This is a genomic window from Bradyrhizobium embrapense (assembly GCF_001189235.2).
Lineage (GTDB): Bacteria > Pseudomonadota > Alphaproteobacteria > Rhizobiales > Xanthobacteraceae > Bradyrhizobium > Bradyrhizobium embrapense.
Genome location: NZ_LFIP02000001.1, coordinates 1218483 through 1243860 on the forward strand (window position 1 = coordinate 1218483; position 25378 = coordinate 1243860).

A 25378-nucleotide genomic window follows, 5' to 3' on the forward strand; every position below is an offset into this window, starting at 1 on the left:
CGAATCGTTGACTCTCGACAGGCTGCGAAATCTGGATTCAAATCATCATGATTCGGATGCGACGTGGGGAGCATCCGATCCGGGTAAAATCAGCTTAGAGCGGGGGTCTAAGGCATGGCGCGCGCGCATGCAGCGAACGCGTGCGTCCAATCCGATTCGATCAAGGGATTGGCGCAATCGATCGCAAAACCGGCCTATCACAGGCTCTTGACGGCCGAGCCTGCACTGCGCCGCGCTGTCCCTACGCTCATCATCGCCTTCCTCATCACGATCTGCCTCGGCGCCTTCGTCCAGGTGATCGACCAGAACCGGCAAAAGCGCGGTGCGATGAAGCGCGACCTTGCCGCGCTCTCCGACATCCTCGCCGAGCGCCTCGACCGCCTGACCTCGGTGCGCCGCGATCGGTTCGCCAATATCGAGCGGCTGCAGGAGCTGCTGCCCGACCTGATCCCGTCCTGGGGCATCGCCAACGGCCGCCACGTCATCATCACCAGCGCCGATCATCGCGTGCTGGCGCGCGTGCCGATGGACGGCGCCGGCGAGAACGACCGCGTCCTCGACATCGTCTCCACAGCCCAGCTGCTTGTCGCACCGAGCCAGCAGGGCGCGGTCAGCGACATGACGCTGCCGACCGGCGCCGGCGCGCTGGCGATCTCGCAGCTTGTCAAGTCGCTGCCCGGCCAGGTCGTCGTCATCCAGGAGATGAACGAGCCGATCTGGGGATCGGACGCCGCGCTCTCGGTGACGCTGTCGGCGACCACGAGCTTCGTGGTGCTGATCCTCGGCTTCGCGTTCCACTGGCAATCGACCCGCGCCCGCGAGGGCGACCTGATCAACGACGCCGTGCGCGGCCGGATCGACACCGCGCTCAACCGCGGCCGCTGCGGATTGTGGGACTGGGACCTGTCGCGCGGCCGGATCTTCTGGTCGCAGTCGATGTTCACCCTGCTCGGCCTCGACAGCCGCAACGACCTCCTCACCTTCGGCGAGGTCAACGCGCTGGTGAACTCCGACGACATCAACCTGTTCGACATCGCCGAGCAGCTGATCTCGGGCAAGATCGATCACATCGATCAGAGCTTCCGCATGCGCCATGTCGGCGGCCACTGGATCTGGCTGCGCGTCCGCTGCGAGCTCAGCCACGCTGCGGCCGACAGCGGCCTGCATCTGATCGGCATCGCGGTCGACATTACCGAACAGAAGAGCCTCGCCGAGAAGTCGGTGGAAGCCGATCTGCGACTGCGCGACGCGATCGAGACGATTCCGGAGGCCTTCGTGCTCTGGGACGCCGAGGACCGCCTCGTGCTCTGCAACTCGCACTTCCAGCGGCTGCACAAGCTGCCGGATAGCGCCGTCAGCCCCGGCACTTCGTATGAAACCGTGATCGAGGTCGGCAGCATGCCGGAAGTGCGCACCCGCCTGCACGAGAGCGGCGTGCCGGCTCCCGGTGCCCGTACCTTCGAGGCGCAGCTCGACGACGGCAGCTGGCTGCACATCAGCGAGCGCCGCACCAAGGACGGCGGCTACGTCTCGGTCGGCACCGACATCACCCGCATCAAGGCGCACGAGCAGAAGCTGGTCGACAACGATCTGCGCCTGCGCGCCACCGTGATCGACCTGCAGCGCTCGCAATCCGAGCTGGAGCGGCAGGCCGTCGAGCTCGCCGACCTCGCCGAGAAGTACTCGCAGGAAAAGACCCGCGCCGAGGACGCCAACGCCGCGAAGTCGAAATTCCTCGCCAATATGAGCCATGAGCTGCGCACGCCGCTCAATGCCATCATCGGCTTCTCCGAGATCATGGGCTCCGGCCTGTTCGGCACGCTCGGCTCGGACAAGTACGCGGAGTACTGCCATGACATACTGACCTCAGGGAAATACCTGCTCGAGGTCATCAACGACATCCTCGACATGTCGAAGATCGAAGCCGGCCGCATGAAGTTCGACATGGAGCCGCTCGACCTCTCCGGCATCCTCGCCGAGTCGCTGCGGGTGGTGTCCGGCCGCGCCGAGCACAAGGGCCTGTCGCTGGAATCGGATATCGAAAGCACCATCTCGGTCGTCGCCGACCGCCGCGCTGTCAAGCAGATCATCGTCAACCTGCTCTCCAACGCCGTGAAGTTCACGCCCGACAACGGCCGCGTGCTGGTGCGCGGCCAGATGCTCGACGACTCGATCGTGCTGCTGATCGCCGACAGCGGCATCGGCATCGCGCCGGAATCGCTGCGGCGGCTCGGCAAGCCGTTCGAGCAGGTCGAGAGCCAGCTCACCAAGAGCTATCAGGGCTCGGGGCTCGGCCTTGCGATCGCGCGATCGCTCACCAACCTGCATGGCGGCTCGATGAAGCTGCGCTCCAAGCTCGGCGTCGGCACCGTCGTCCGCGTCACCCTGCCGCGCGATCCGCGCTCGCTGCAGACGAGACTGCCGCAAGCGGCCTGAACCCCACGCTACTTTGCGAGCACCTCTTCCAGCAGGACGGAATCGCCGAGCACGGCCAGCGTCTCGCGCGGCGTGAGATGGTCGATCGCCTCATCGAAGCTGTCGCTGGCCTCGATCCGCGCACGGGCCACCGCGAGATGAAGGTCGATCTCGCCCGGGCCGCCGCGCTTCGCCGGCGGCAGCGACGACAAATGACGATGCAGCAGGCTGGAATCCTGCCGAAGTATTGCGAGTGCGGGGGCCGCGGCGCGCGCCGGCTGCGATGCCAGTTCGTTGGCGCGGACCAGCACGCGCGGTGGCTCGCTCTCCTCCGGCGTCACGAATAGCGCGCGCATCGCGGGCTTCGCCGTCCAGGCGCCAATCGGGATCGCGAACAACAGGCCGACGATGACCGGCGACATCCATAGCAGCAGCGGCAATGACACCGCCCAGGCACTTGCTGCCATCGCGACACCGCAGGCGGTCGGGACGCCGTACTTGCGATAGAGCTCACGCCGCTCGACCTCGCCGTCGTCGCGCCGCTGCGTCTGCCAGCCGGCATCGCGGCCGAGCAGGATCTCGACTACGGCAATCGACTGGAACACCATCATGACCGGCGCGATCATCGCCGAGACCAACACCTCCGCGGTGACCCCCGTCAGCGCCCGGAAGCCGCCGCCGAATTGCCGGCGCACGTCCCGCCGCGTCAGCAGCAGGATGAAGCCGAGCAGCTTCGGCACGATCAGGAGCGCCATCGTCAGACCAAACACCCACGCAGCGAGCACGGGATCCTGCGCCGGCCAGTTCGGGAATAGCGAGAAGCCCTTCGGAAAATATTCGGGGCGAATGAAGCGCGCCTGCAACGAGATCAGGATGCCGAGCAGCAGGAACGCAAGCCACATTGGAGCGGTGATGTAGGAGCCGATCCCGGTCACGAAATGCAGCCGCGAGATCCAGTGCAGGCGGCGCGTCGTCAGCACCGCGAGATGCTGCAGGTTGCCCTGGCACCAGCGCCGGTCGCGCGCAGCAAAATCCAGCAGCGACGGCGGCACCTCCTCGAAGCTGCCGCTGAGCACCGGTGCCATGTAGATGCCCCAGCCGGCGCGCCGCATCAGCGCCGCCTCGACAAAATCGTGGCTCAGGATATGGCCGCCGAACGGCTTGCGCCCGGAGAGTTCAGGCAATCCAGCCTGTTCCGCAAAGGCCTGGATCCTGATGATGGCGTTGTGGCCCCAGTAATTGCCCTCGGAGCCGTGCCACCACGCGACACCGGCGGCGACCATCGGTCCATAGAGCCGGCCGGCAAATTGCTGCAGGCGGCTGAACAGGCTGCGGGCGTTGACGATGACCGGCAGCGTCTGCAGCAGTGCCGCCTGCGGATTGCTCTCCATGGCGTGGACCATCCGCACCATGGTGTCGCCCGACATCAGGCTGTCGGCATCGAGCACGATCATGAACTGGTAGGCGCCGCCGAACCGCCTGATCCACTCCCCGATATTGCCGGACTTCCGTGCCGTGTTGTCGGCGCGATGCCGGTAGTAGAGCCGGCCACCACCGCAGGCGTCGTTGAGCGCGAGGAACGCCTGTTCTTCGGCGATCCAGATATCGGGATCGCGGGTGTCGCTCAGCACGAACCAGTCGAAGCTGTCACCCTGCCCGGTCGCCTCGATGGACTCGTAGATGGCGTGCAGGCGCGCCATCAATTGATGCGGATTCTCGTTGTAGGTTGGGAGCAGCACCGCGGTCCGGCTCGCGAGCTGTGGCAGCGGACCATCGTCGCGGATCGGTAAGGAATTCCCCTTGCGCCGAAGCAGCACGACGAAGCCGGCCAATGCCGAGGCGAACGAGAACGCGATCCAGGCGAGCAGCGCCACGAACAGCACCAGCACCATCCATTCCATGATCGTCACACCGCCGACCTGGACCACCATGTACATCTCGTAGGCGCCCGCGCCGGTCAGCGCGACGGTCAGCAGCAGCACGAACGCGCGGCGCATCAACATGCCCGCCCCAACCGACACCGGCCTGCTCACCGCGCACGGCGGCTGTCCGAGATCGGCCGCCGCCATCGCAAGCGGCTTCTCTTGCGGCAGGAAGCCGTCGGCCGCCGCCACGACGTCGGGACGCGACGAGGTGACTATGGTGTCCATCGATAGACCCAGATCTCCGAGAGCGGCTTGTCGTCCTGCGCCAGATAGGCGCGCAGCTCGATCGGATCTTTTTTGACGGCGCACTGGAAGCTGAGCCGCCAGCCGCCGGTATTCGGGTTCGGCTGCGTGACGATGTTGGTGATCTCGGCCTTCTCCGCCGTCACGACGCCCTTGATGCTGGCGGGATCGATCCCCTTCAAATTGTCGCCGAACAGGTCGAGCACGAACAGCTTGCCGTTCTCGCCATGCGCGCCGATGCCGCTGCGGGTGAAACGCGCCAGCGAATGCGGCTTCGGCGCGTCAGGTCCCCAATGCAGCCGGTAGGTGAGATTGGTTTCGCTCTTGGCCTTGAGCGGCGCCTTCGGCCGCCAGAACGCGGCGATGTTGTCGTGGATTTCCTCCTTGGTCGGGATCTCGAACAGGATCACCGCGCCCTCGCCCCAGTCGCCGATCGGCTCGACCCACAGGCTCGGACGCTTCTCGAAGCTCGATTCGATGTCCTGATAGGCGAAGAAATTCTTCTCCCGCTGCATCAGCCCGAAGCCGTGCGGGTTGATGTCCTGGAACGTGCTGATCTGCAGGTCGCGCGGATTGCTCAGCGGGCGCCACAGGCTCTCGCCCCTGCCGTTGTAGATTGCAAGCCCGTCGGAATCGTGCACCGACGGCCGGAAATCATCGACCTCGTTACGATCATTGGGGCCGAAGAAGAACATGCTGGTCATCGGCGCAACACCGGCATGCTCGAGATCGGCGCGCGGATAGAGCGAGGCCTCGACGTCGAAGACGGTGGTCTTCCCCGGTCTGATCGTGAAGCGATAGCTGGCCGCGCAGCTCTTGCTGTCGAGCAAGGCATGAATGACCAGCGAGGTCGCGTTGGGCACCGGACGTTCGAGCCAAAACGCCTTGAAGAACGGAAACTCCTCACCCTTGGCCTCGCCGGTATCGATCGACAGGCCGCGCGCCGACAGGCCATAGGTCTCGTCCTTGGCGACGGCGCGGAAATAACTCGCGCCGAGGAAGACGCAGACCTCGTCGTAATAGTCCGGTTTGTTGATCGGCGCGTGGATGCGAAATCCGGCAAAGCCGAGGTCGGTCTCGGTGAAGGCAGGCACGGTCTCGCCGAACGAGAACATGTCCTTGCTGTAGTTGACTTCGCTGACCTTGCCGTCAGCGACCTCGAATATCTGGACCTTGTTCTTGTAGAAGAAACCGCGGTGAAAGAACTGCGCTTCGAACGGCAGCTTCGCGCCGCGCCACAGCGCGCGGTCGGGCACGAAGCGGATCGAGCGGTACTGGTCGTAGTTCAGATCCGTCAGGCCATTCGGCAACTTCTCGTCCGGCGCCACGAATGACTTGGCTGCGAGGTTGCGCGCGAGCTCCCTCACCATCGATGGGTTGAAAGGCGCGTCCGACGTGTTCCCCGCGGCCGCGGCCTGCCGCTGCGGCAAGAGCATCAGTGCCGGCAACATGGCCGATCCGTGGAGTAACTGGCGACGATTCAAAGCAGCTCCTCTCGCTGACCGGGACGCCGGAAAGCAACCGCCGAACTGCTGCTGAGTTCCATATTGCCGCGCGCGGAACGATCGTCTAGCGGCGAACCATGTGCACGACTATCGCAAGCTTGAACTACGACGGAAGGGTCTCGGCTGGCTGCCGAGAGCTACTGCGTCTCCAGCTTCGGCGCGACCTCGCGCGCGACCTGCACCAGGGCCGCGATCAAGGGCGTCATCGGATCGCGCTGCGGGATCACGAGGCCGATGCTGTAGTCCACCACCGGATCGACGATCGGAATGCTCCGCACCGCATCGGCAAGGCCAAGCGTCTCGGCGAGCTTGGCCGGCATCACGCTGGCCCAGCGTCCGGTCTTCACATGGGTGTAGAGCACCAGCAGCGAGTTCGAGGTCAGCGTCGGCGTTGCCTCGGCGCCGACCGAGGTCAGCGCGCGGTCGATGATGCGGCGGTTCTGCATGTCCGGCGTGAGCAGGCACAGCGGCACGGTGCCGACTTCCTTCCACGTCACCTGCTTGCGGTCGCCGAACATCGCATCCGGCGCCGTCAGCAGCCGATAGCTCTCATTGTAGAGCGGGATGGTGCGAACCTTGCCGATCGGCTCGTTCTCGATATAGGTCAGCCCGGCATCGACCTCGAGATTTTCCAAGAGGCCGAGTACGTCGGCCGACGTGCACGACTGGATGCGAAACCGCACATCGGGATGGCGCGCCCGGAACGGCGTGGTGAGCGAGGCCACCATGCCGAGCGCGGTCGGGATCGCGGCGATCCGGATCTCGCCCGACAGCTTGTCCTTGAGGCTGTTGATCTCCTGCTTCATCGCCCGCGCATCGCCGACGATGCGCCGCGCCCAGTCCAGCGTCCGCTCGCCCTCCGGCGTGAAACCCTGAAAACGCGATCCGCGCTGCACCAGCATGACGCCGAGGATTTCCTCGAGCTGCTTGAGACTGGTCGACATGGTCGGCTGGGTGACGCCGCAGGCCTCCGCAGCCCGGCCGAAATGCCGCTCCTTGGCCAGCGCCAGCAGAAGTTCCAGCTTGTCGATCAAGGTTCACATCCCTTCGGAAGACGGCGCCCCAAATGGCAGCCCGCCGCGTCCATAGGTAGCACGATCGGGGTGCGATCCCGAAATCCAAAGCGCCCCGGAAGTGCGTGATTTCAGAACATTATTGCGATCCCGGATCGGTCCATTTGGCAACGCTATTAATCGCGTTTCGCAATCGCCGCATGAGACAGCTTTATTGATGTTTCGAAGGATTCCAACTCTCATGTGCAAAGCAAAAAACCGATCGTGAGAAGCGCGGATGACGGTGCGATACGAACCCTGGGACAAGGCGCGCGGCGCAGAAATCATCGCCGAGCATGCCGGGCTTGAAGGCGCCACGCTGGTGATCCTGCACGCGCTGCAGGAAGCCTTCGGCTATGTGCCGGAGCCTGCGATCCCGATGGTGGCCGAGGCGCTCAATCTGTCGCGCGCCGAGGTGCACGGCGTGTTCACCTTCTACCACGACTTCCGCAAGCAACCGGCCGGACGCCACGTCCTCAAGCTCTGCCGCGCCGAGGCCTGCCAGGCTGCCGGCGGCGACGCCCTTGCGGCGCGCGCAGAGGCCAAGCTCGGCGTATCCCTCGGCAGCACCACGGCGGACCAGCGGGTGACGCTGGAGCCGATCTACTGCCTCGGGCTGTGCGCCACCGCGCCGTCGGCGATGCTGGATGGCCGCCTGGTCGGCCGGCTTGACGAAGCGCGGATCGACGCCCTGGTCGCGGAGGCACAGCGATGACGGTGCGAATTTACGTCCCCCGCGATGCCGCGGCCGTCGCCGTCGGCGCCGACGATGTCGCCCTCGCCTTCGCGCAGGCCGCGGCCGCGCGTGGCGCGGCGATCGAGATCGTCAGGAACGGCTCGCGCGGGCTGTGCTGGCTGGAGCCGATGGTCGAGCTTGCGACCGCGCAAGGCCGCATCGCGTTCGGCCCGGTGGCGCCGGCGGATGTGCCATCGCTGCTCGATGCGATGGTCGGCAGCGGCCAGCATGCGCTGCGGCTAGGTGTCACAGATGAAATTCCCTGGCTGAAGCGCCAGACCCGGTTGACCTTCGTCCGCTGCGGCGTGGTCGATCCGCGTTCGGTCGACGACTACCGCGCCCATGGCGGCTACCGTGGCCTGGAGCGGGCGCTGACGCTGACTTCCGACCAGATCCTCGCCGACGTCATCACCTCGGGCCTGCGCGGCCGCGGCGGTGCCGGCTTCCCGACCGGCATCAAGTGGAAGACGGTGGCGCAGGCGCAGGCCGATCGCAAATACATCGTCTGCAACGCCGACGAAGGCGATAGCGGCACCTTCGCCGACCGCATGATCATGGAAGGCGACCCTTTCGTCGTGATCGAGGGCATGACGATCGCAGGTATCACGGTCGGCGCCACCAAGGGCTACATCTACATCCGCTCGGAATATCCGCACGCGGTCGAGGCGATGAACGCGGCGATCGTGGCGGCGCGGCGCGCCGGCTTCCTCGGCAAGCAGATCGGCGGCGCCAAGCATGAGTTCGATCTCGAGGTGCGGGTCGGCGCCGGCGCCTATGTCTGCGGCGAAGAGACCTCGCTGTTGGAGAGCCTCGAAGGCCGCCGCGGCATCGTCCGCGCCAAGCCGCCGCTACCGGCGCACAAGGGCCTGTTCGGCCGTCCGAGCGTCATCAACAACGTGCTGTCGTTCGCGGCGATCCCCTTCATCCTCGACAACGGCGCCAAGGCCTATGCCGATTTCGGCATGGGCCGCTCGCGCGGCACGCTGCCGATCCAGCTCGCCGGCAACATCAGACACGGCGGGCTGTTCGAGACCGCGTTCGGCGTCACGCTCGGCGAGCTCGTCGACGAGATCGGCGGCGGCACCTTCACCGGACGGTCGGTGCGCGCGGTGCAGGTCGGCGGTCCCCTCGGGGCCTACTTCCCCCGCGCGCTGTTCGACACGCCGTTCGACTATGAGGCCTTTGCGGCGCGCGACGGCCTGATAGGCCATGGCGGCATCGTGGTGTTCGACGACACCGTCGACATGGTCAAGCAGGCGCGCTTTGCGATGGAGTTCTGCGCGATCGAATCCTGCGGCAAGTGCACGCCGTGCCGGATCGGCTCGACCCGCGGCGTCGAGACCATCAACAAGATCATCAACGGCGAGCGCGTGGCGGAAAACCTCGCCGTGATCGAAGACCTCTGCAACACCATGAAGTTCGGCTCGCTGTGCGCACTGGGCGGCTTCACACCCTACCCGGTGATGAGCGCACTGAAGCACTTCCGGGAAGATTTTGGTCCCGCACCGGCCCGCCTGCAGGCCGCGGAATAACAGGAGATCACGATGTCGCTGATCCAGGAAACCGATTTCGGCACGCCCAAGTCCAAATCCGAGACGATGGTCACGCTCATCATCGACGGCAATCAGATCACCGTGCCCGAGGGTACCTCGATCATGCGCGCGGCGATGGAAGCCGGCACCCAGATCCCGAAACTCTGCGCCACCGACATGGTCGACGCCTTCGGCTCCTGCCGGCTTTGCCTCGTCGAGATCGAGGGCCGCGCCGGTACGCCCGCCTCCTGCACCACGCCGGTGATGCCCGGCCTCGTCGTGCACACCCAGAGCGAGCGGCTGAGGAAGCTGCGCAAGGGCGTGATGGAGCTCTACATCTCCGATCATCCGCTGGACTGCCTGACTTGCGCGGCGAACGGCGACTGCGAGTTGCAGGACATGGCGGGCGCCGTCGGCCTGCGCGACGTGCGCTACGGCTACGAGGGCGAGAACCACGTCTTCGCCAAATCGCATGGCTGCGAAAACGACAACTGGATGCCGAAGGACGAATCCAATCCGTACTTCACCTACGATCCCTCGAAGTGCATCGTCTGCTCGCGCTGCGTGCGCGCCTGCGAGGAAGTGCAAGGCACCTTCGCGCTGACGATCTCCGGCCGCGGCTTCGACAGCCGCGTCTCGCCCGGCATGAGCGAGAGCTTTCTCGGCTCCGAATGCGTGTCCTGCGGCGCCTGCGTGCAGGCCTGCCCGACCGCGACGCTGACCGAAAAATCCGTGATCGAGATCGGCCAGCCCGAGCATTCGGTCGTCACCACCTGCGCCTATTGCGGCGTCGGCTGCGCCTTCAAGGCCGAGATGCGCGGCGAGGAAGTGGTGCGCATGGTGCCGTGGAAGAACGGCAAGGCCAATCGCGGCCATTCCTGCGTCAAGGGCCGCTTCGCCTGGGGCTATACCACGCACAAGGAGCGTATCCTCAAGCCGATGATCCGCGAAAGAATCGAGGATCCCTGGCAGGAAGTGTCGTGGGACGAGGCGTTCAACTTCGCCGCCGTAAAATTCAAGGGCATCCAGCAGAGATACGGCCGCGACGCGGTCGGCGGCATCACTTCCTCACGCTGCACCAATGAAGAGACCTATCTTGTGCAGAAGCTGATCCGCGGCGGCTTCGGCAACAACAATGTCGACACCTGCGCCCGCGTCTGCCATTCGCCGACCGGTTACGGCCTATCGCAAACTTTTGGAACCTCGGCCGGCACACAGGATTTCGATTCGGTGGAAGACACCGACGTCGTCATGATCATCGGCGCCAATCCGGCCTCGGCGCATCCGGTGTTCGCCTCGCGGCTGAAGAAGCGGCTGCGTCAGGGCGCCAGGCTGATCGTGCTCGATCCGCGCCGCACCGAGATGGTGGAATCGCCGCATGTGAAGGCGCTGCATCTGCCGCTGATGCCCGGCACCAACGTCGCCGTAGTCACGGCGCTCGCCCACGTCATCGTCACCGAAGGGCTCGTCAACGAGAGCTTCGTGCGCGAACGTTGCGACTGGAGCGAGTTCGAGGAATGGGCGGCCTTCGTCGCCCAGGAGAAGTACAGCCCCGAAGCGACCGCGATCATGACCGGCGTCGATCCGAATGACCTGCGCGAGGCGGCGCGGATCTATGCCACCGGCGGCAACGGCGCGATCTATTACGGGCTCGGCGTCACCGAGCACAGCCAGGGCTCGACCACGGTGATCGCGATCGCCAACCTTGCGATGGCGACCGGCAATATCGGCCGGCCCGGCGTCGGCGTGAATCCGCTGCGCGGCCAGAACAACGTGCAGGGCTCCTGCGACATGGGCTCGTTTCCGCACGAGCTGCCCGGCTATCGCCATATCTCGGGCGACGCCGTGCGCGAGCAGTTCGAGGCGATGTGGAACGTGAAGCTCAACAAGGAGCCGGGCCTGCGCATCCCCAACATGTTCGACGCCGCGATCGAAGGCACCTTCATGGGGCTCTACGTGCAGGGTGAGGACATCCTGCAATCCGATCCGAACACCAAGCATGTGGTGGCGGCGCTGTCGGCCATGGAATGCGTCATCGTCCACGATCTGTTCCTGAACGAGACCGCGAACTACGCCCATGTGTTCCTGCCCGGCTCGACCTTCCTGGAAAAGGACGGCACTTTCACCAACGCCGAGCGCCGCATCCAGCGCGTCCGCAAGGTGATGACGCCGCGCAACGGCTATGCCGACTGGGAAGTGACGATCCTGCTCGCCAAGGCGATGGGCTTCGAGATGCACTACAACCATCCGTCCGAGATCATGGACGAGATCGCGGCGCTGACGCCGACCTTCACCGGTGTCTCCTACGCCAGGCTCGACGAACTCGGCTCCGTGCAGTGGCCCTGCAACGAGAAGGCGCCGGAGGGCACGCCGATCATGCATATCGGCGGCTTCGTGCGCGGCAAGGGCAAGTTCATCGTCACCGAATATGTCGCGACCGACGAGCGCACCGGGCCGCGCTACCCGCTGCTGCTCACGACGGGGCGCATCCTCAGCCAGTACAATGTCGGTGCGCAGACCCGCCGCACCGAGAACGTGGTCTGGCACGCCGAGGACCGGCTCGAGATCCATCCCCACGACGCCGAGCAGCGCGGCGTCCGTGATGGGGACTGGGTGCGGCTCGCGAGCCGCGCCGGTGAGACGACGCTGCGCGCCGAGATCACCGACCGCGTGGCGCCGGGCGTGGTCTACACCACGTTCCATCACCCGGACACCCAGGCCAATGTCATCACGACCGATTTCTCGGACTGGGCGACCAACTGTCCGGAGTATAAGGTGACGGCCGTGCAGATCTCGCCGTCGAACGGTCCGTCCGACTGGCAGAAGGCCTATGACGAACAAGCCCGCCATTCGCGCCGGATCGCGCCGGTGGTGGAAGCCGCGGAGTAACGATGCGCGAGCCGGTCCACAAGGCGAAGCGGAAAGTCTGGCGCGACGGCGTGTTCAGCGACGGCGCGCGCCTGATCCCGGAAGAGACGCCGCTGGCGCTGACCTATAATGGCGGCACCTACGCCGTGATGATGGGCTCGCCCGAGGACCTCGGCGACTTCGCCGTCGGATTCAGCCTGAGCGAAGGCATCGTGCAATCGGCCGACGAGATCGAGACCCTCGACATCGTCGAGCTCGATGACGGCATCGAACTCCGGATGTGGCTCAAGCCCGACAGGGCCGAGCGGATCGCGGAGCGACGGCGCAACATCGCCGGCCCGACCGGCTGCGGCCTGTGCGGGTTAGATTCCATCAGCGAGGCGGTTCGGCCGGCCGCGATCGTGTCCGCAAGCCGCATGTTCTCGCCGCGCGAGATCATGACCGCGGTGGCGGCAGTGGCGCCGCTGCAGGAGATCAACCACCAGACCCGCGCCGTACATGCCGCCGCGTTCTGGACGGCCGCGCGCGGCATTGTGGCGCTGCGCGAGGATGTCGGCCGCCACAATGCGCTCGACAAGCTCGCCGGCGCGCTGGCCCGCGATAAGGTGGTCGCAAGTGACGGCATCGTGCTGCTGACCAGCCGCGTGTCGGTCGAGATGGTGCAGAAAACCGCTGCGATCGGCGCGCCGCTGATTGCCGCCGTGTCGGCCCCGACCGCGCTTGCGGTCCGGATGGCGGATGCCGCCGGCATCACGCTCGCCGCGATTGCCCGGTCGGATGGATTTGAAATCTTTACGCATCCGGAACGCGTCACAGGCGCGGTGCCGGGCAAGGAGTCCGCCTATGTCGTCGTCGCCTGACAAACTGGTCTATATGGCGAACCAGATCGGAAAGTTCTTCCACAGCCAGGGCCACGACCGCGCCGTGCAGGGCATTTCCGAGCACATCTGGAAATTCTGGGACCCGCGGATGCGCAAGCAGATCTTCGCCCATCTCGATGCGGGCGGCGCCGGTCTCGACCCCGATGTGCTCGACGCGCTTCAGAAGCTGAAGCAGCAGGCGTAGCGGCAAGTAAGGTAAGGCGCGCAACCTCCTTCACCGTCACCCTGAGGAGCGCGCCCTTGCGCGCGTCTCGAAGGGTCGACGGCCCAACTGTGGCCGTGCATCCTTCGAGACGCGGCGAAGACGCCGCTCCTCAGGATGACGGTCCAACTTCCCTGCTACCCGCCGCCCACAATCGCGTTGAAGACGCGGCGCACTTCGCCCTGCGTCTCGCGCAGGCGAGCTTCCAGCGCAGAGAAATCCGGCGCGTCGCCGGCCCGCGCCATCACGCGCCGCAGGTCTTCGCCCGCGGTCTCCGGATTGAACTTCCCGGTGACGCACAGCCGCAGGATCTGCGTCAGGTCGTGATAGAGCCGCGCCGCCGAGCGCAGGATCTCGGCCTCGGACTGGCCGAGCAGGCCGAGCTTGGCGGCGTGGTCCAGCACTTGCAGCGTCGAGACGCTGAGGATCTCCGGCTTCACCGATGCGTGCGCGAGCTGGAGATATTGCGCGATGAAATCGATGTCGACGAGCCCGCCGGCGGCGAGCTTGAGGTCCCAGACATCGTCCTCGCCCTTCTCCAGCGCGATCGCCCGCCGCATGTCGGCGACGTCGGCCGCGGTCGAGGCCGCATCGCGCGGCCGGGTCAGCACGCTGCGGATGATCGCCTCGATCCTCTCGCGGAACTCGGGCGACGACGAGATCACGCGCGCACGCGTCAGCGCCATGTGCTCCCAGGTCCAGGCCTCGCGCTCCTGGTAGTCGGAAAACGAGTCGATCCGCGAGGCGACCGGACCGGCGCGGCCGGACGGCCGCAGCCGCATGTCGACCTCATACAGCACGCCGTAATTGGTCCGGGTCGTGAACGCGCTGATCAGGCGCTGTGTGAACCGGGCGAAATACTGTGCGCCGTGCAGCGAGCGCTCGCCGTCAGAGTCCGGCGCCTCGCTGTCGAAATCGTAGAGCAGGATCAAATCGAGGTCGGAGGACGCCGTCATCTCGCGGCTGCCGAGCCGGCCCATCGCGACGATCGCGGTCTCCTGCCCCTTGATCCGGCCATACTGCGCGGCGAACTGATCGGTGACGAGACCGTGCACGGTGTGCACGATGCCTTCGGCGACATCGGCAAACGCCGTGCTGGCGTGCTGCGCCGACACCGTGCCGGACAGGATCCGCGTGCCGATCAGGAACAGGCTCTCCTGGCCGAACAGCCTTAGACGATCGAGGAAATCCTCATAGGACGACGCATCCTGCAGCGTGGCGGCGAGCCGCTCCGACAGCTCCTTCTTGTCCGGCATTGCGCCGAAGAAGCGTGGATCGACCAGGCCGTCCATGATCTGCGGCTGCCGCGCCAGCATGTCGCCGAGCCGCGGCGCAGCACCGAGGATCAGCGCCACCAGCGCAACGAAATCGCGGTTCTGGCTGAGCAGCGAGATCAACCGCCCGCCCCGCTGCAGCGCGCCCAGGAAACGGTCGAACGCCGCCACCGCGTCATCCGGCTCCTCGGCATGCGCGAGGCCGTCGATCAGCCCGGGAATGAATTCGAGGAACGCCGCGCGTGTCGCCTCCACGCGCAGCGCGCGATAATCGCCCTCGATCCATTGCTGCACGGTGCCGGCGACCATCACCGGCTTCTTGAAGCCGAGACTGGCGAGATGCTCGATCAGGCGGCCGTCTTCGGGGCCTGCCCCGTAATCGACATCCGGCAGCTTCGCGCTCCCGGTCGGATCGTCGCCCTCGAACAGCTTGCCGTAATGGTTCTGCACGATGTTGAGCTGGCCGAGCAGGTCCCTGGCAAAGGCCTCGCGATTCTCGTAGCCGAAGAAATGCGCGAAGCGCTCGACGTCCTCAGGTGCTTCGGGCAGCGAATGGGTCTGCTCGTCGGCGATCATCTGCAGCCGATGCTCGACCCGGCGCAGGAATTCGTAGGCCGTGGTCAGCTCGTCGCGCGCGTCAAAGGTGATCCAGTTGCTGTCGGCGAGCACGTTGAGCGCTTCGAGCGTCGGCCGCACCCGCAATTCCGGATGGCGGCCGCCGGCGATCAGCTGTTGGGTCTGGGCGAAGAACTCGATCTCGCGGATGCCGCCGCGGCCGACCTTGACGTTGTGGCCCTCGACCGAGATCTCGCTCTGGCCGCGATAGGTCTGCATCTGCCGCTTCATGTCGTGGACGTCGGCGAGCGCGGCAAAGTCCAGATGCTTGCGCCAGACGAAGGGCGCGAGCTCGGAGATCAGCGCCTCGCCGGCCCTGGGATCGCCGGCGCAGGGCCGCGCCTTGATCATTGCGGCGCGTTCCCAGGTGCGCCCCTCGCGCTCGTAATAATGCAACGCCGCATCGGTCGAGATCGCGACCTGGGTCGAGGCCGGGTCTGGACGCAGCCTGAGATCGACCCGGAACACATAGCCCTCGCCCGAGCGCTGCTGCAGCATCCGCGCCATCGCCTGGGTGACGCGGACGAAGAACGGCTGCGGCTCGATGTCGTCGGCGAGCGAGGTGGCCGTGCGATCGAAGAACACGATCAGGTCGATGTCGCTGGAATAGTTCAGCTCGCCCGCGCCCATCTTGCCCATCGCCAGCACGATCAGGCCCGAACCCGCTTCCGGACGGTCGGGATCGACGGCAGTCATCCGGCCCCGGGCAACCTCCTGCCGCAATAGATATCTCAGCGCCGACTGCACCGAGTTGACGGCGATGTCGGTCAGCGCCGCCGTCACCCGCATCACCGGCCAGACGCCGCCGATGTCGCACAGCGCGATCATCAGCGCGGCCTCCGCTTTCATGCGGCGAAGCAAAACCATCACGTCGGCCTCGCTGCCGGCGGCAAGCACGTCGCGCGAGGTCGTCTCGATCAGATCAGCAAGATGCGACTCGGGGTCGCATGACAGGATCCGGATCAGCCGCGCGGCATCAGCGCGCGCGAGCTCGAACAGATAGGGCGAGAACTCGGCGATGCCGCGCAGGATGTCGCGTGCGAACGGGTGCTCCAGCAGCGCCGCGAGCGCGACCGATTGCGCCGGCTCGAGCTCGGCGAACCAGTCGGTCAGGCGCTGATCGGCAGATTGGGGCGCGGCGACACGCGGTCCGTCCGCGAACCGCGCGGCCAGAGCTTGTCGATCCGCGTTTCCCGGCGCGGCGGCATTCATGCCGCCTTCTGTGGCACATCCTGCGTTTGAGCCGCAAGCCTGTCACTGCCGCCGGCCCGCGCCGGCAGCACCAGGGTGGCCACCAGCCCCGGATGGGCGTCGCCGAGCCGCAGCTCGCCGCCGTGGAGCGTGGCAACCGCCGAGGCGAGGCTGAGGCCGAGACCCGACCCGGGTAAGGTACGGCTGGCCTCGAGCCGGACGAAGCGCTCCACCGCGTGCTTGCGGTCGCCCTCGGGGATGCCCGGACCGTGGTCGGTGACGCTGAGCAGCACCTGATCGCCTTCGCGCCGGGCCTCGATCAGGATCTCCCGCGCATCGGTCTTCAGCGGCTCCACGCCCGGTTCGGGCTTGCCATATTTGATGGCGTTCTCGACCAGGTTGGCGACCGCCTGGCTGATCAATTCACGGTTGCCGTGAATCGGCGCCGGCGCGGTCTTCACCTGCAGCGTCATGCCGTCGTCCTCGGCCAATGGCTCGTACAATTCGTGGATGCCGTTGGCGACGTCGGCACCGTCGAAATCGTCCATGTTGCCCCGCGCCTGGCCGGACTCGGCGCGCGCGATCATCAGCAGCGCGTTGAAGGTGCGGATCAGGCCGTCGGATTCCTCGATCGTCCGCTCCAGCGCCGCGCGATAGTCGGTCTCGCTGCTGGAGCGCGCCAGCGCCTCCTCGGCGCGGTTGCGCAGTCGCGTCAGCGGGGTCTTGAGGTCGTGGGCGATGTTGTCGGAGACCTCCTTCAGCCCCGTCATCAGCGCCTCGATACGCTCCAGCATGACATTGAGATTTTCCGCGAGGCGGTCGAGCTCGTCGCCGCTGCGGCCGACCGGCAGCCGGCCGGACAGATCACCCGCCATGATGCGCCTGGTGGTGCCGGTCATGGCGTCGATCCGGCGCAGCACGCGGCGCGCGACGAAGATGCCGCCGCCGATGCCGAGCACGACAACGACGAGGATCGACCATTGTGCGGCCTTGGCGACGATGCCGAACAGCCGCCGCCGCTCCTCGAGGTCGCGCCCGACCAGGAGGCGGAAGCCGTTGTCCATCTCGGTCACCAGCACCAGCGCGCGGTGATCGGTCTTGTCCTGGTCGTCGATCCGGCGATAGGCGGTCTCGCTCCAGCCCTGCACGCTCATCACGCCCGGCGCCAGCGAGCCGACATTGCCGGCCAGCGCCTGCCCGTTCGGCGCCGTCAGGAGATAGAGGTTGGCGCCCGGCCGCAGCGCACGATTGCCCATGGTGGTCAGCAGGCCGTGCAAGCCGCGGCGGTTATAGATGGAGGTGATCTCGCTGATCTCGACGTTGACGGTCGTGGTGATCTGCTCGGTGATCAGCCGCCGCGTGTTCCAGGCGAAATAAGCCAGCAGCGAGGCGGCAAACAGCGCGAACAGGAACAAATAGACCAGCGTCAGCCGAAACGCCGTGGTCCGGATCAGTTTACCGAATGCCGTCACGGATCATATACCCCGCGCCGCGGATCGTATGCAGCAGCGGCCGCTCGAAGCCTTTGTCGATCTTGGAGCGCAGCCGCGAGATGTGGACGTCGATGACGTTGGTCTGCGGATCGAAATGATAATCCCAGACGTTTTCGAGCAGCATGGTACGCGTCACTACCTGGCCTGCATGCTTCATCAGATATTCGAGCAGGCGGAACTCGCGCGGCTGCAAGGTGAGCTCATCCTTGCCGCGGGCGACGCGATGCGACAGCCGGTCGAGCTCGAGGTCGCCGACCCGATAAGTCGTCTCCTCGGCCGGCCCGACATTGCGCCGCGACAGCACCTCGACGCGCGCCAGCAGCTCGGCGAACGAATAGGGTTTCGGCAGATAGTCGTCGCCGCCGGCGCGCAGGCCCTTGATGCGGTCGTCGACCTGGCCGAGCGCCGACAGGATCAGCACCGGCGTCCGGTTGCCCTTGTCGCGCAGCATGCCGATCAGCGACAGGCCGTCCCGCTTCGGCAGCATGCGATCCACAACCATCACGTCGTAATCGCCGGTCTCCGCCATCGACAGGCCTTCCTCGCCGTCGGAGGCGAGATCGGCGATATAGCCGACTTCACGGAACGCCTTGACCAGATAGTCGGCTGACTCGCGGTCGTCTTCGATGATCAGGATGCGCATTTGCGGAGCGGTTGCGGTCACGGGAATGGGCCCTCTGTCAGCATGGCGCGGCCGGCCTGCACATGCAAGACGACCGCGGGTATTCCGGAATTGTTGGGAAAAGTGGGCGGTGGAGCTGGGGGACTCCACCGCCCTGAGACCTTCCGACGGAGGGGGGCATATTCCATCGAAAGGCAACATAGGGAGCGGGCAAGGGGCCCGTCCCCCGGAACGCGCCGTCGGCGGGGGCGACGAATGCCGGCGACGCGTTCCAACTCATAGATAGTTATCCCTTGGCCAGCGGCACTGCCACAAAGCGCGACGAACCGCCGCTCTTCACGCGCATGAGAACGCTGTTCTTGTTGTCATTGCGCGCCGCGGTGATCGCGTCACGCACCTCACCGGCGGTGCCGACGGACTTGCCGGCGACCTCGAGGATCACGTCGCCTTCCTTGAAGCCCCGCTCAGCGGCAGCACTCTTGGGATCGACTTCGGTCACGACCACGCCTTCCTTGCCGGCACCGGCCACGCTGTTGGCGGGCGCCACGGTGAGGCCTAGCTTCGGCACGTCGGTGCCGCGGGACGAATTGCCCTTGTCGCTGTTGTCGGTGTCAGCCTTGGCTTCCAGGTTGTTCGGCAACTGGCCGAGCGTGATGCTGACGGTCTTGTCCTGCCCCTTGTGCAGCACGTTCAGCTTCACGGCATTGCCGGGCGCGAGGCCGCCGATGGTGCGGGCGAGTTCGCGCGCATCCTTCACCGGCTCGCCGTTGACGGCGGTGATGACGTCACCGGACTCGATGCCGGCCTTGGCCGCGGGGCCGTTGGCCTGCGGTTCGGCAACCAGCGCGCCTTCGGCCTTCTTCATGCCGAGGCTGTCGGCGATGTCAGAGGTCACCGGCTGGATCTGGACGCCGATCCAGCCGCGGCTGACCGAGCCCTTGTCCTTCAGCTGGGCGACGACGCTCTTGACGGTCTGGGCCGGGATCGAGAACGCGATGCCGACGCTGCCGCCGGACGGCGAGTAGATCGCGGTGTTGACGCCCATCACCTCACCGGACACGTCGAACGCCGGGCCACCCGAATTGCCCTTGTTCACGGGCGCATCGATCTGGATGAAATCGTCATACGGGCCGTTGCCGATGTCGCGGCCGGAGGCCGAGACGATGCCCGCGGTCACTGTGCCGCCGAGGCCGAACGGATTGCCGACCGCCAGCACCCAGTCGCCGATGCGCGGCTTGGTGTCGGAGAGCTTGGCGAACTGGAAGTTGGAGCCGCCCTCGACCTTGATCAGCGCGAGGTCGGTGCGCGGATCGGTGCCGATCACCTTGGCGGAATAGGTCTTGCCGTCGTCGGTCGTGACCTCGACCTTGTCGGCGCCGTCGACGACGTGATTGTTGGTCACGGCATAACCGTCAGCCGAGATGAAGAAGCCGGAGCCCTGGCCCGTCACCACGCCACCGCCACGCGGTCCACCGCGCAGACCCGGGGGCAGGCCGTCCGGACCGCCGAAGCGGCGGAAGAAGCGCTCCATCGGCGAACCCGGCTGGAACGGCGAATCGTCGTTGCCGCTGTCGTCCTTCGCGACCTTCTCGCGAATATTGACCTTGACCGAGATCACCGACGGCTTCACCCGTTCGACGATGTCGGCGAACCCGACCGGCTGCTGAACCTTCTTGACCTCGTTGTTGACCTGCGCATGCGCGGGGGTCGTGAACAGGTCGGCCGGATTGTGGGTCGGGCTGAAGCCGTAGGTGGCGGCGCCGAGGCCGGCCACGACCGACGCCATCAGCGCGAGTTTGCGGGCAGAGAACAGCGAGCGCTTCGGCGCCTTGTAGGACGGAAGGGTCGAGAGGTCGGGACGTTCGGTCATGTCTTGAAATCTCCAGGGCCAGAATCATTCGGTGCGGGGCGAGCACCTGATGCGCCTGAACATGGGGTCATCAGCCTTACGGCGCGCTGGCTGCGGAATTAAACTTTGGTAATTGAGCCGGCCGGCGCTGCGGCAGAATAGCGCATGCAAATTAAGGGCTTAGAAAGGAACTAAAGCGGCTTGTCCGGCGCGGATTCGGCCGCCAGCAGCCGTTCCAGGCGCGACGCTTCGTCCGGCGTCAATTCGGGGCTGGAATCGGCCGCGCCGGCGGGCAGATTTGCCTTGCGCCGACCGAGCCGCCAGAGCGCGAAACCGCCCAGCAGAAGCGCCAGCGGCGGGGTCAGCCACAGCATCAGGGTGTGCTCGTTGAGGCGCGGCTTCAGCAGCACGAATTCGCCATAGCGGGCCACCAGGAAATCGATCACCTGGCGGTCGCTGTCGCCGGCCGAGATCCGCTCGCGCACCAGCAGGCGGAGGTCGCGCGCCAGCGGCGCCTCTGAATCGTCGATCGACTGGTTCTGGCAGACCATGCAGCGCAGCTCTTTCGAGAGCTCGCGCGCCCTCGCCTCCTTCGCCGGATCTGACATGATCTCGTCGGGCAGCACCGCCCGCGCCGGCATCGCGCCGAGCATCAGGCTCGTCGCAAGCACGGCGGCTGCAAGCGCGCGCGACCGCATCACTCGGCCGCCTGCAAGGCGCGCGCCGCGGCTTTGGCCGGCTTCGGCGCGCCGACCCGCAAACGGCGGTCGGACAGCGACAGCAAGCCGCCGAAGGCCATCAGCACCGGACCCCACCAGATCATCAGCACGAGCGGCTTGTGATAGATGCGCACCGCGATGGCGCCGTCGGCCGTGGTATCGCCGAGCGAGATATAGAGCTGGCTCGCACCGCGCGTCAGCAGCGCGGCCTCGGTCGTCGAGGCGCCGCGGGTCGTGAAGTTGCGCTTCGACGGCGTCATCACGCTGACCTTCTCGCCGTCACGGCTCACGGTGAATTGCGCGACCATCTCACGGAAGTTCGGCCCCTGCCGCGGGCTGAGGCCGTCGAGCCGCAGCTCGTAGCCGGCGACCCTGGCGATGTCGTCCGGCTTCATCGAGCCGATATATTCGCTGTTCCAGGTGGTCTCGCAGACGATCCCGATCAGGGCTATGCCGAGGCCGGCATGCGCGAACGCCGTGCCCCAGGTCGCACGCGGCAGGCCGCGCGCACGCCGCAGCGAGAGCGACAGCGGAATCCGGAACAGCGCGATGCGCTCGGCGAGATCGCACAGCGCGCCCATGATCACGAAGGCGGCAAGCCCGATCGCGAGCGGCGCCAGGGTCGCGCCGCCATAGGTCCAGGCAAACACCAGCGCGATCGCAACCAGCGCGACGATGCCGGCGACCATCAGCCGTTGCGCCGCGCCGAGCAGGTCGCCGCGCTTCCAGGCCAGCAGCGGCCCGAACGGCACCGCCAGCAGCAGCGGCACGAACAGCGGCGCGAAGGTGAAATTGAAGAACGGCGCGCCGACCGAGATCTTCTCGCCGGTCAGCACTTCGAGCGCCAGCGGATACAGCGTGCCGATGAACACCGTCGCGCAGGCGGTGGTGAGCAGCAAATTGTTGAGCACCAGCGCGCCCTCGCGCGAGATCGGCGCGAACAGCCCGCCCTGCTTCAGCGCCGGCGCGCGCCAGGCATAGAGCGACAGGCTGCCGCCGATGAACACGAACAGGATCAGCAGGATGAACACGCCGCGGGTCGGGTCGGTGGCGAAGGCGTGAACCGAGGTCAGCACGCCGGAGCGCACCAGGAAGGTGCCGAGCAGCGACAGCGAGAAGGTCAGGATCGACAGCAGCACGGTCCAGACCTTCAGCGCGTTGCGCTTCTCCATCACCAGCGCCGAATGCAGCAGCGCGGTGCCGGCCAGCCACGGCATCAGCGAGGCGTTCTCGACCGGGTCCCAGAACCACCAGCCGCCCCAGCCGAGCTCGTAATAGGCCCAGTAGGAGCCCATCGCGATGCCGAGGGTGAGGAATATCCACGCCATCAGCGTCCACGGCCGCACCCAGCGCGCCCAGGCGGCATCGATCCGCCCTTCGAGCAGCGCCGCCACCGCGAACGAGAACGAGATCGAGAACCCGACATAGCCGAGATAGAGCATCGGCGGATGCACCGCGAGGCCGATATCCTGCAGCACCGGATTGAGGTCGCGCCCCTCGATCGGCGGATTGGCGATGCGCAGGAATGGATTCGAGGTGATCAGGATGAACAGATAGAACGCGGTGGCGACCCAGGCCTGCACGGCCAGAACATGGGCGCGCAGCGATAGCGGCAGGTTGTTGCCGAAGGCGGCGACGAGGCCGCCGAACAGCGCCAGGATCGACACCCAGAGCAGCATCGATCCTTCATGGTTTCCCCACACGCCGGTGATCTTGTAGAGCAGCGGCTTGAGCGAATGCGAATTCTCGAACACATTGGCGACCGAGAAATCAGAGGTGACGTGCAGGGTTACCAGCGCCGCGAACGAGGCCGCGACGAACAGCAATTGCGCGAGCGCGGTCGAGCGCGCGACGTTCATCAACGCCGCATCGCGCCAGCGCGCGCCGACGATCGGCACGATCGACTGGATCAGCGCCAGCGCGAGCGCGAGCACCAGGGCATAATGTCCGCTTTCGGCGATCACCGCCTGGCTCCCTGGGTCGGCGCCGCGGAGGCGCTCGGCATGTTGCTTGGCTTGCCGTAATCGTCCTTCCAGTGGCCCTGCTTCTTCAGGGCATCGGCGACGTCCTTCGGCATGTAGGTCTCGTCATGCTTGGCGAGCACGGTGTCGGCCCGGAATACGCCGTTCGCATCGAGCGCGCCTTCGGCGACGACGCCCTGCCCCTCGCGGAACAGATCCGGCAGGATGCCCTTGTAGGCGACCGGCAGCGTCGCAGCACCGTCGGCGACGGTGAAGGTCACCGCGAGATTGTCGCCGCGCTTGAGCGAGCCCTGCTCCACCAGCCCGCCGAGGCGGAACCGCTTGCCCGGACCGAGATGCTTTTCGGCGACCATCGACGGCGTCGAGAAGAACACGATGGAATCGCGCAGCGCGTTCAGCACCAGGCCCGCGGCGATCGCGAGCACGACGAGCGCGCAGCCGATCAGTGTCAAACGCCGTTGCTTCCTGGTCATGGTCCATCCTTGCGCATGACGTTATCCGAAAACCGCTGTGCACTTTTCGGCGTCATGCTCTATCCATCCAGCCCGAGATTCTTCAGCCCTTCATTGAGCTGCCGCAACCGGTCCGCATCATTGGCCACCGCCTGACGGGCATCGGCCAGCGCGCTCATCGCCTTGTCGCGCTCGCCCATCACGAGATAGGCGCGGACCAGCCGCAGCCAGCCTTCGACGTCGTCGCCATTGGTCTTCAGCCGCGTCGCCAGCCGATCGACCATGCCCTTGATCATGGTGCTGCGATCGGCCTCGCTCATGTCCTTGGCCGCGGCCATCGCACTATCCGGCAATGCGGGCGCGCTGGCGCCACCGGGCGCGCTCACGCCGGCGGGGACGGTGCCGCCGACCCGAACCAGCGCGGCCTGCACCAGCGGCCGCCATGGCGCGTCGGAAGGCCCCTTCGCCAGCATCTTCTGCCAGAGCGCGGCGGCGTCGGCCTTGCGGCCGTCCTGCTCGGCGGCGAGGCCGAGGAAATAGTTCGCCTTGGCGTCGTCGCCATTCAGCGCGACCGCGCGCTCGAACTCCGCCTTGGCGTCGGCAGTGACGACGCCGCCGGCGCTGCCCATCAACGCCTCGCCGAGATCGGCGCGGCGGTCGGCGCTGTCGCCGGCATATGTGATGGCGTTGCGATAGGCGCGGACGGCATCATCGTAGCGGCCGAGCCGCGACAGCACCGGTGCCAGCACGGTCCAGCCGCGGCCGTCGGTCGGGTTCTTCTCCAGATGGGCCTCGACCTGCGCCACCAGATTGGTCAGCGGCTGGTTGGCATCGGCGACCCGGCTGCGCTCGGCGAGCGGAAAGTCGCCGAGCCGCGGCGAGCCGAGCGCGAGATAGAAGCTCGAGGCAATCACCGGCAACCCGACCAGCGCCACCACCGCGGCGGCACGCCGCAGCGTGATGCTGCCTGTCACCGGGACGTCACGTCCGCTCTGGTCGGCGGCCGCCAGCAGCCGGCGGCTGATCTCGACCCGGGCGGCATCGGCCTCGGCGGCGCCGATGATCCCTGCGGCCATGTCGCGGTCGATCTCGGCAAGCTGGTCGCGGTAGACCACGACCTCGCTGCCGCCCGCGTCCGCCCGCCCGCGCCGGCTGAGCGGCCACAGCACGGCGAAGATCGCCGCGACCGTCATCAGCGCGAACACAAACCACAGCGTCATCAAGCGGTTCCCGGATGGAACGGCGGCTTCCGGCAAGCCGCCTTAGAATCGCTTTACACTACCGGCGGCGAGCCCGGCAATTGACAATTGCTGGATCGACCGAAGGTCGAAATCAGCCGGTTTCCGGCGCCGTTCCGGCGGACTTGCAACGGCGTCTTCCGGGTGAAGGCGCGCGCGACCAAAATATCGAAAACAACCCCATGCACAGTAGCCGGGAGGCTTCCCGCCGGCGCTCGAATGCCGACTTGACACGTCGGGCAACTCAGCGGCACACTTCCATTATTCCGAAATCGTGCAAATGATTGCCGTCCCGACTTGGCGGGCTCGTCGGCTTGCCTCGAAAACGCTCGCGCGAAATGCGGTGCATTTGATCGTTTGCCCCATAAGATTGTCTGGCAGTGCTCCCCATCAGGGCACGACCTTGCAATCAAATGCACAGTCACCGTAATTCCAGAACTCCAAATACAAACATCACCATGAGAACAAACATACTCGTCAGGACACCATACGAGATGGCCTGCCGCATCGGCGTTCCGCGAGGAAAAATCCTCATAGAGCCAAGAAAATAGGCCATCGCTGGTAATACCATTGCCAGCAACGGC

At 66.2% G+C, this 25378-nt stretch carries 17 protein-coding genes; 6 read left to right on the forward strand and 11 right to left on the reverse strand.

All coding sequences use genetic code 11. The features are described from left to right. Window positions 1–114 precede the first annotated feature (114 nt). Complete coding sequence (locus tag AKN83_RS05965; RefSeq protein WP_050405102.1) at window positions 115–2436, forward strand: sensor histidine kinase; 2322 nt, start codon at window positions 115–117, stop codon at window positions 2434–2436. An 8-nt stretch (window positions 2437–2444) separates the two neighbouring features. Here AKN83_RS05965 and mdoH read toward each other — a convergent pair whose 3' ends face one another. The 3 genes from mdoH to AKN83_RS05980 all read right to left on the reverse strand — a co-directional run bounded on the left by mdoH (window position 2445) and on the right by AKN83_RS05980 (window position 7122). Further along, window positions 2445–4565 (reverse strand): glucans biosynthesis glucosyltransferase MdoH, encoded by a 2121-nt coding sequence (gene mdoH, locus AKN83_RS05970; protein ID WP_050405103.1) that lies wholly within the window; start codon window positions 4563–4565, stop codon window positions 2445–2447. Then, window positions 4553–6019, reverse strand: coding sequence for a glucan biosynthesis protein G (locus AKN83_RS05975; RefSeq protein ID WP_083991970.1), 1467 nt, complete (start codon window positions 6017–6019; stop codon window positions 4553–4555). The genes mdoH and AKN83_RS05975 overlap by 13 nt, the downstream gene beginning before the upstream one ends. Before the next feature lie 206 nt (window positions 6020–6225). After that, window positions 6226–7122, reverse strand: a complete 897-nt coding sequence (locus AKN83_RS05980; protein ID WP_050405105.1) for a LysR family transcriptional regulator — start codon at window positions 7120–7122, stop codon at window positions 6226–6228. Between the two features lie 256 nt (window positions 7123–7378). On the opposite strand from AKN83_RS05980, the gene AKN83_RS05985 reads away from it, so the two are divergent. The 5 genes from AKN83_RS05985 to AKN83_RS06005 are packed head-to-tail and all read left to right on the forward strand — an operon-like array spanning window position 7379 to window position 13341. Next, window positions 7379–7855, forward strand: a complete 477-nt coding sequence (locus tag AKN83_RS05985) for a formate dehydrogenase subunit gamma (protein WP_050405106.1) — start codon at window positions 7379–7381, stop codon at window positions 7853–7855. Then, entirely contained in the window at window positions 7852–9408 is a 1557-nt protein-coding gene (locus AKN83_RS05990; RefSeq protein WP_050405107.1) for an NADH-ubiquinone oxidoreductase-F iron-sulfur binding region domain-containing protein, read from the forward strand. Before AKN83_RS05985 ends, AKN83_RS05990 begins: the two co-directional genes overlap by 4 nt. 12 nt (window positions 9409–9420) lie before the next feature. Then, on the forward strand, window positions 9421–12297 hold the full coding sequence (fdhF, locus tag AKN83_RS05995; RefSeq protein ID WP_050405108.1) for a formate dehydrogenase subunit alpha: 2877 nt from the start codon (window positions 9421–9423) through the stop codon (window positions 12295–12297). A gap of 2 nt (window positions 12298–12299) precedes the next feature. Then, window positions 12300–13136 carry a formate dehydrogenase accessory sulfurtransferase FdhD gene (fdhD, locus tag AKN83_RS06000; RefSeq protein WP_050405109.1) on the forward strand — a complete coding sequence of 279 codons (837 nt, stop codon included), beginning with the start codon at window positions 12300–12302 and terminating at the stop codon, window positions 13134–13136. Then, window positions 13120–13341, forward strand: coding sequence for a formate dehydrogenase subunit delta (locus AKN83_RS06005; protein WP_050405110.1), 222 nt, complete (start codon window positions 13120–13122; stop codon window positions 13339–13341). Before fdhD ends, AKN83_RS06005 begins: the two co-directional genes overlap by 17 nt. 155 nt (window positions 13342–13496) lie before the next feature. Here the strand turns inward: AKN83_RS06005 and AKN83_RS06010 are convergent, their stop codons facing one another. The 8 genes from AKN83_RS06010 to ccmI all read right to left on the reverse strand — a co-directional run bounded on the left by AKN83_RS06010 (window position 13497) and on the right by ccmI (window position 24776). Next, a complete protein-coding gene (locus AKN83_RS06010) occupies window positions 13497–16460 on the reverse strand; it encodes a bifunctional [glutamine synthetase] adenylyltransferase/[glutamine synthetase]-adenylyl-L-tyrosine phosphorylase (protein WP_063695204.1) in 2964 nt (987 codons plus the stop codon). Continuing rightward, window positions 16457–17911 (reverse strand): sensor histidine kinase, encoded by a 1455-nt coding sequence (locus AKN83_RS06015; RefSeq protein WP_050400806.1) that lies wholly within the window; start codon window positions 17909–17911, stop codon window positions 16457–16459. The genes AKN83_RS06010 and AKN83_RS06015 overlap by 4 nt, the downstream gene beginning before the upstream one ends. Then, entirely contained in the window at window positions 17895–18575 is a 681-nt protein-coding gene (locus tag AKN83_RS06020) for a response regulator transcription factor (RefSeq protein ID WP_050400807.1), read from the reverse strand. The genes AKN83_RS06015 and AKN83_RS06020 overlap by 17 nt, the downstream gene beginning before the upstream one ends. Window positions 18576–18840: 265 nt before the next feature. Next, on the reverse strand, window positions 18841–20424 hold the full coding sequence (locus AKN83_RS06025; protein WP_050400808.1) for a Do family serine endopeptidase: 1584 nt from the start codon (window positions 20422–20424) through the stop codon (window positions 18841–18843). Window positions 20425–20594: 170 nt separating this feature from the next. Beyond that, complete coding sequence (locus AKN83_RS06030) at window positions 20595–21101, reverse strand: cytochrome c-type biogenesis protein (RefSeq protein ID WP_050400809.1); 507 nt, start codon at window positions 21099–21101, stop codon at window positions 20595–20597. Beyond that, window positions 21101–23086, reverse strand: a complete 1986-nt coding sequence (locus tag AKN83_RS06035) for a heme lyase CcmF/NrfE family subunit (RefSeq protein ID WP_050400810.1) — start codon at window positions 23084–23086, stop codon at window positions 21101–21103. Before AKN83_RS06035 ends, AKN83_RS06030 begins: the two co-directional genes overlap by 1 nt. Beyond that, the gene (gene ccmE, locus AKN83_RS06040; RefSeq protein WP_050400811.1) at window positions 23083–23577 is read right to left on the reverse strand and encodes a cytochrome c maturation protein CcmE; all 495 of its coding nucleotides are present in this window, start codon (window positions 23575–23577) and stop codon (window positions 23083–23085) included. The genes AKN83_RS06035 and ccmE overlap by 4 nt, the downstream gene beginning before the upstream one ends. 59 nt (window positions 23578–23636) lie before the next feature. After that, window positions 23637–24776, reverse strand: a complete 1140-nt coding sequence (gene ccmI / locus AKN83_RS06045; protein WP_050400812.1) for a c-type cytochrome biogenesis protein CcmI — start codon at window positions 24774–24776, stop codon at window positions 23637–23639. Window positions 24777–25378 lie beyond the last annotated feature (602 nt).

Coding starts and splice junctions, on each gene's coding strand:
- AKN83_RS05965 (WP_050405102.1), top strand. CDS start 115: ATGGCGCGCGCGCATGCAGCGAACGCGTGCGTCCAATCCGATTCGATC.
- mdoH (WP_050405103.1), bottom strand. CDS start 4,565: ATGGACACCATAGTCACCTCGTCGCGTCCCGACGTCGTGGCGGCGGCC.
- AKN83_RS05975 (WP_083991970.1), bottom strand. CDS start 6,019: ATGCTCTTGCCGCAGCGGCAGGCCGCGGCCGCGGGGAACACGTCGGAC.
- AKN83_RS05985 (WP_050405106.1), top strand. CDS start 7,379: ATGACGGTGCGATACGAACCCTGGGACAAGGCGCGCGGCGCAGAAATC.
- AKN83_RS05990 (WP_050405107.1), top strand. CDS start 7,852: ATGACGGTGCGAATTTACGTCCCCCGCGATGCCGCGGCCGTCGCCGTC.
- fdhF (WP_050405108.1), top strand. CDS start 9,421: ATGTCGCTGATCCAGGAAACCGATTTCGGCACGCCCAAGTCCAAATCC.
- fdhD (WP_050405109.1), top strand. CDS start 12,300: ATGCGCGAGCCGGTCCACAAGGCGAAGCGGAAAGTCTGGCGCGACGGC.
- AKN83_RS06005 (WP_050405110.1), top strand. CDS start 13,120: ATGTCGTCGTCGCCTGACAAACTGGTCTATATGGCGAACCAGATCGGA.
- AKN83_RS06010 (WP_063695204.1), bottom strand. CDS start 16,460: ATGAATGCCGCCGCGCCGGGAAACGCGGATCGACAAGCTCTGGCCGCG.
- AKN83_RS06020 (WP_050400807.1), bottom strand. CDS start 18,575: ATGCGCATCCTGATCATCGAAGACGACCGCGAGTCAGCCGACTATCTG.
- AKN83_RS06025 (WP_050400808.1), bottom strand. CDS start 20,424: ATGACCGAACGTCCCGACCTCTCGACCCTTCCGTCCTACAAGGCGCCG.
- AKN83_RS06030 (WP_050400809.1), bottom strand. CDS start 21,101: ATGCGGTCGCGCGCGCTTGCAGCCGCCGTGCTTGCGACGAGCCTGATG.
- ccmE (WP_050400811.1), bottom strand. CDS start 23,577: ATGACCAGGAAGCAACGGCGTTTGACACTGATCGGCTGCGCGCTCGTC.
- ccmI (WP_050400812.1), bottom strand. CDS start 24,776: ATGACGCTGTGGTTTGTGTTCGCGCTGATGACGGTCGCGGCGATCTTC.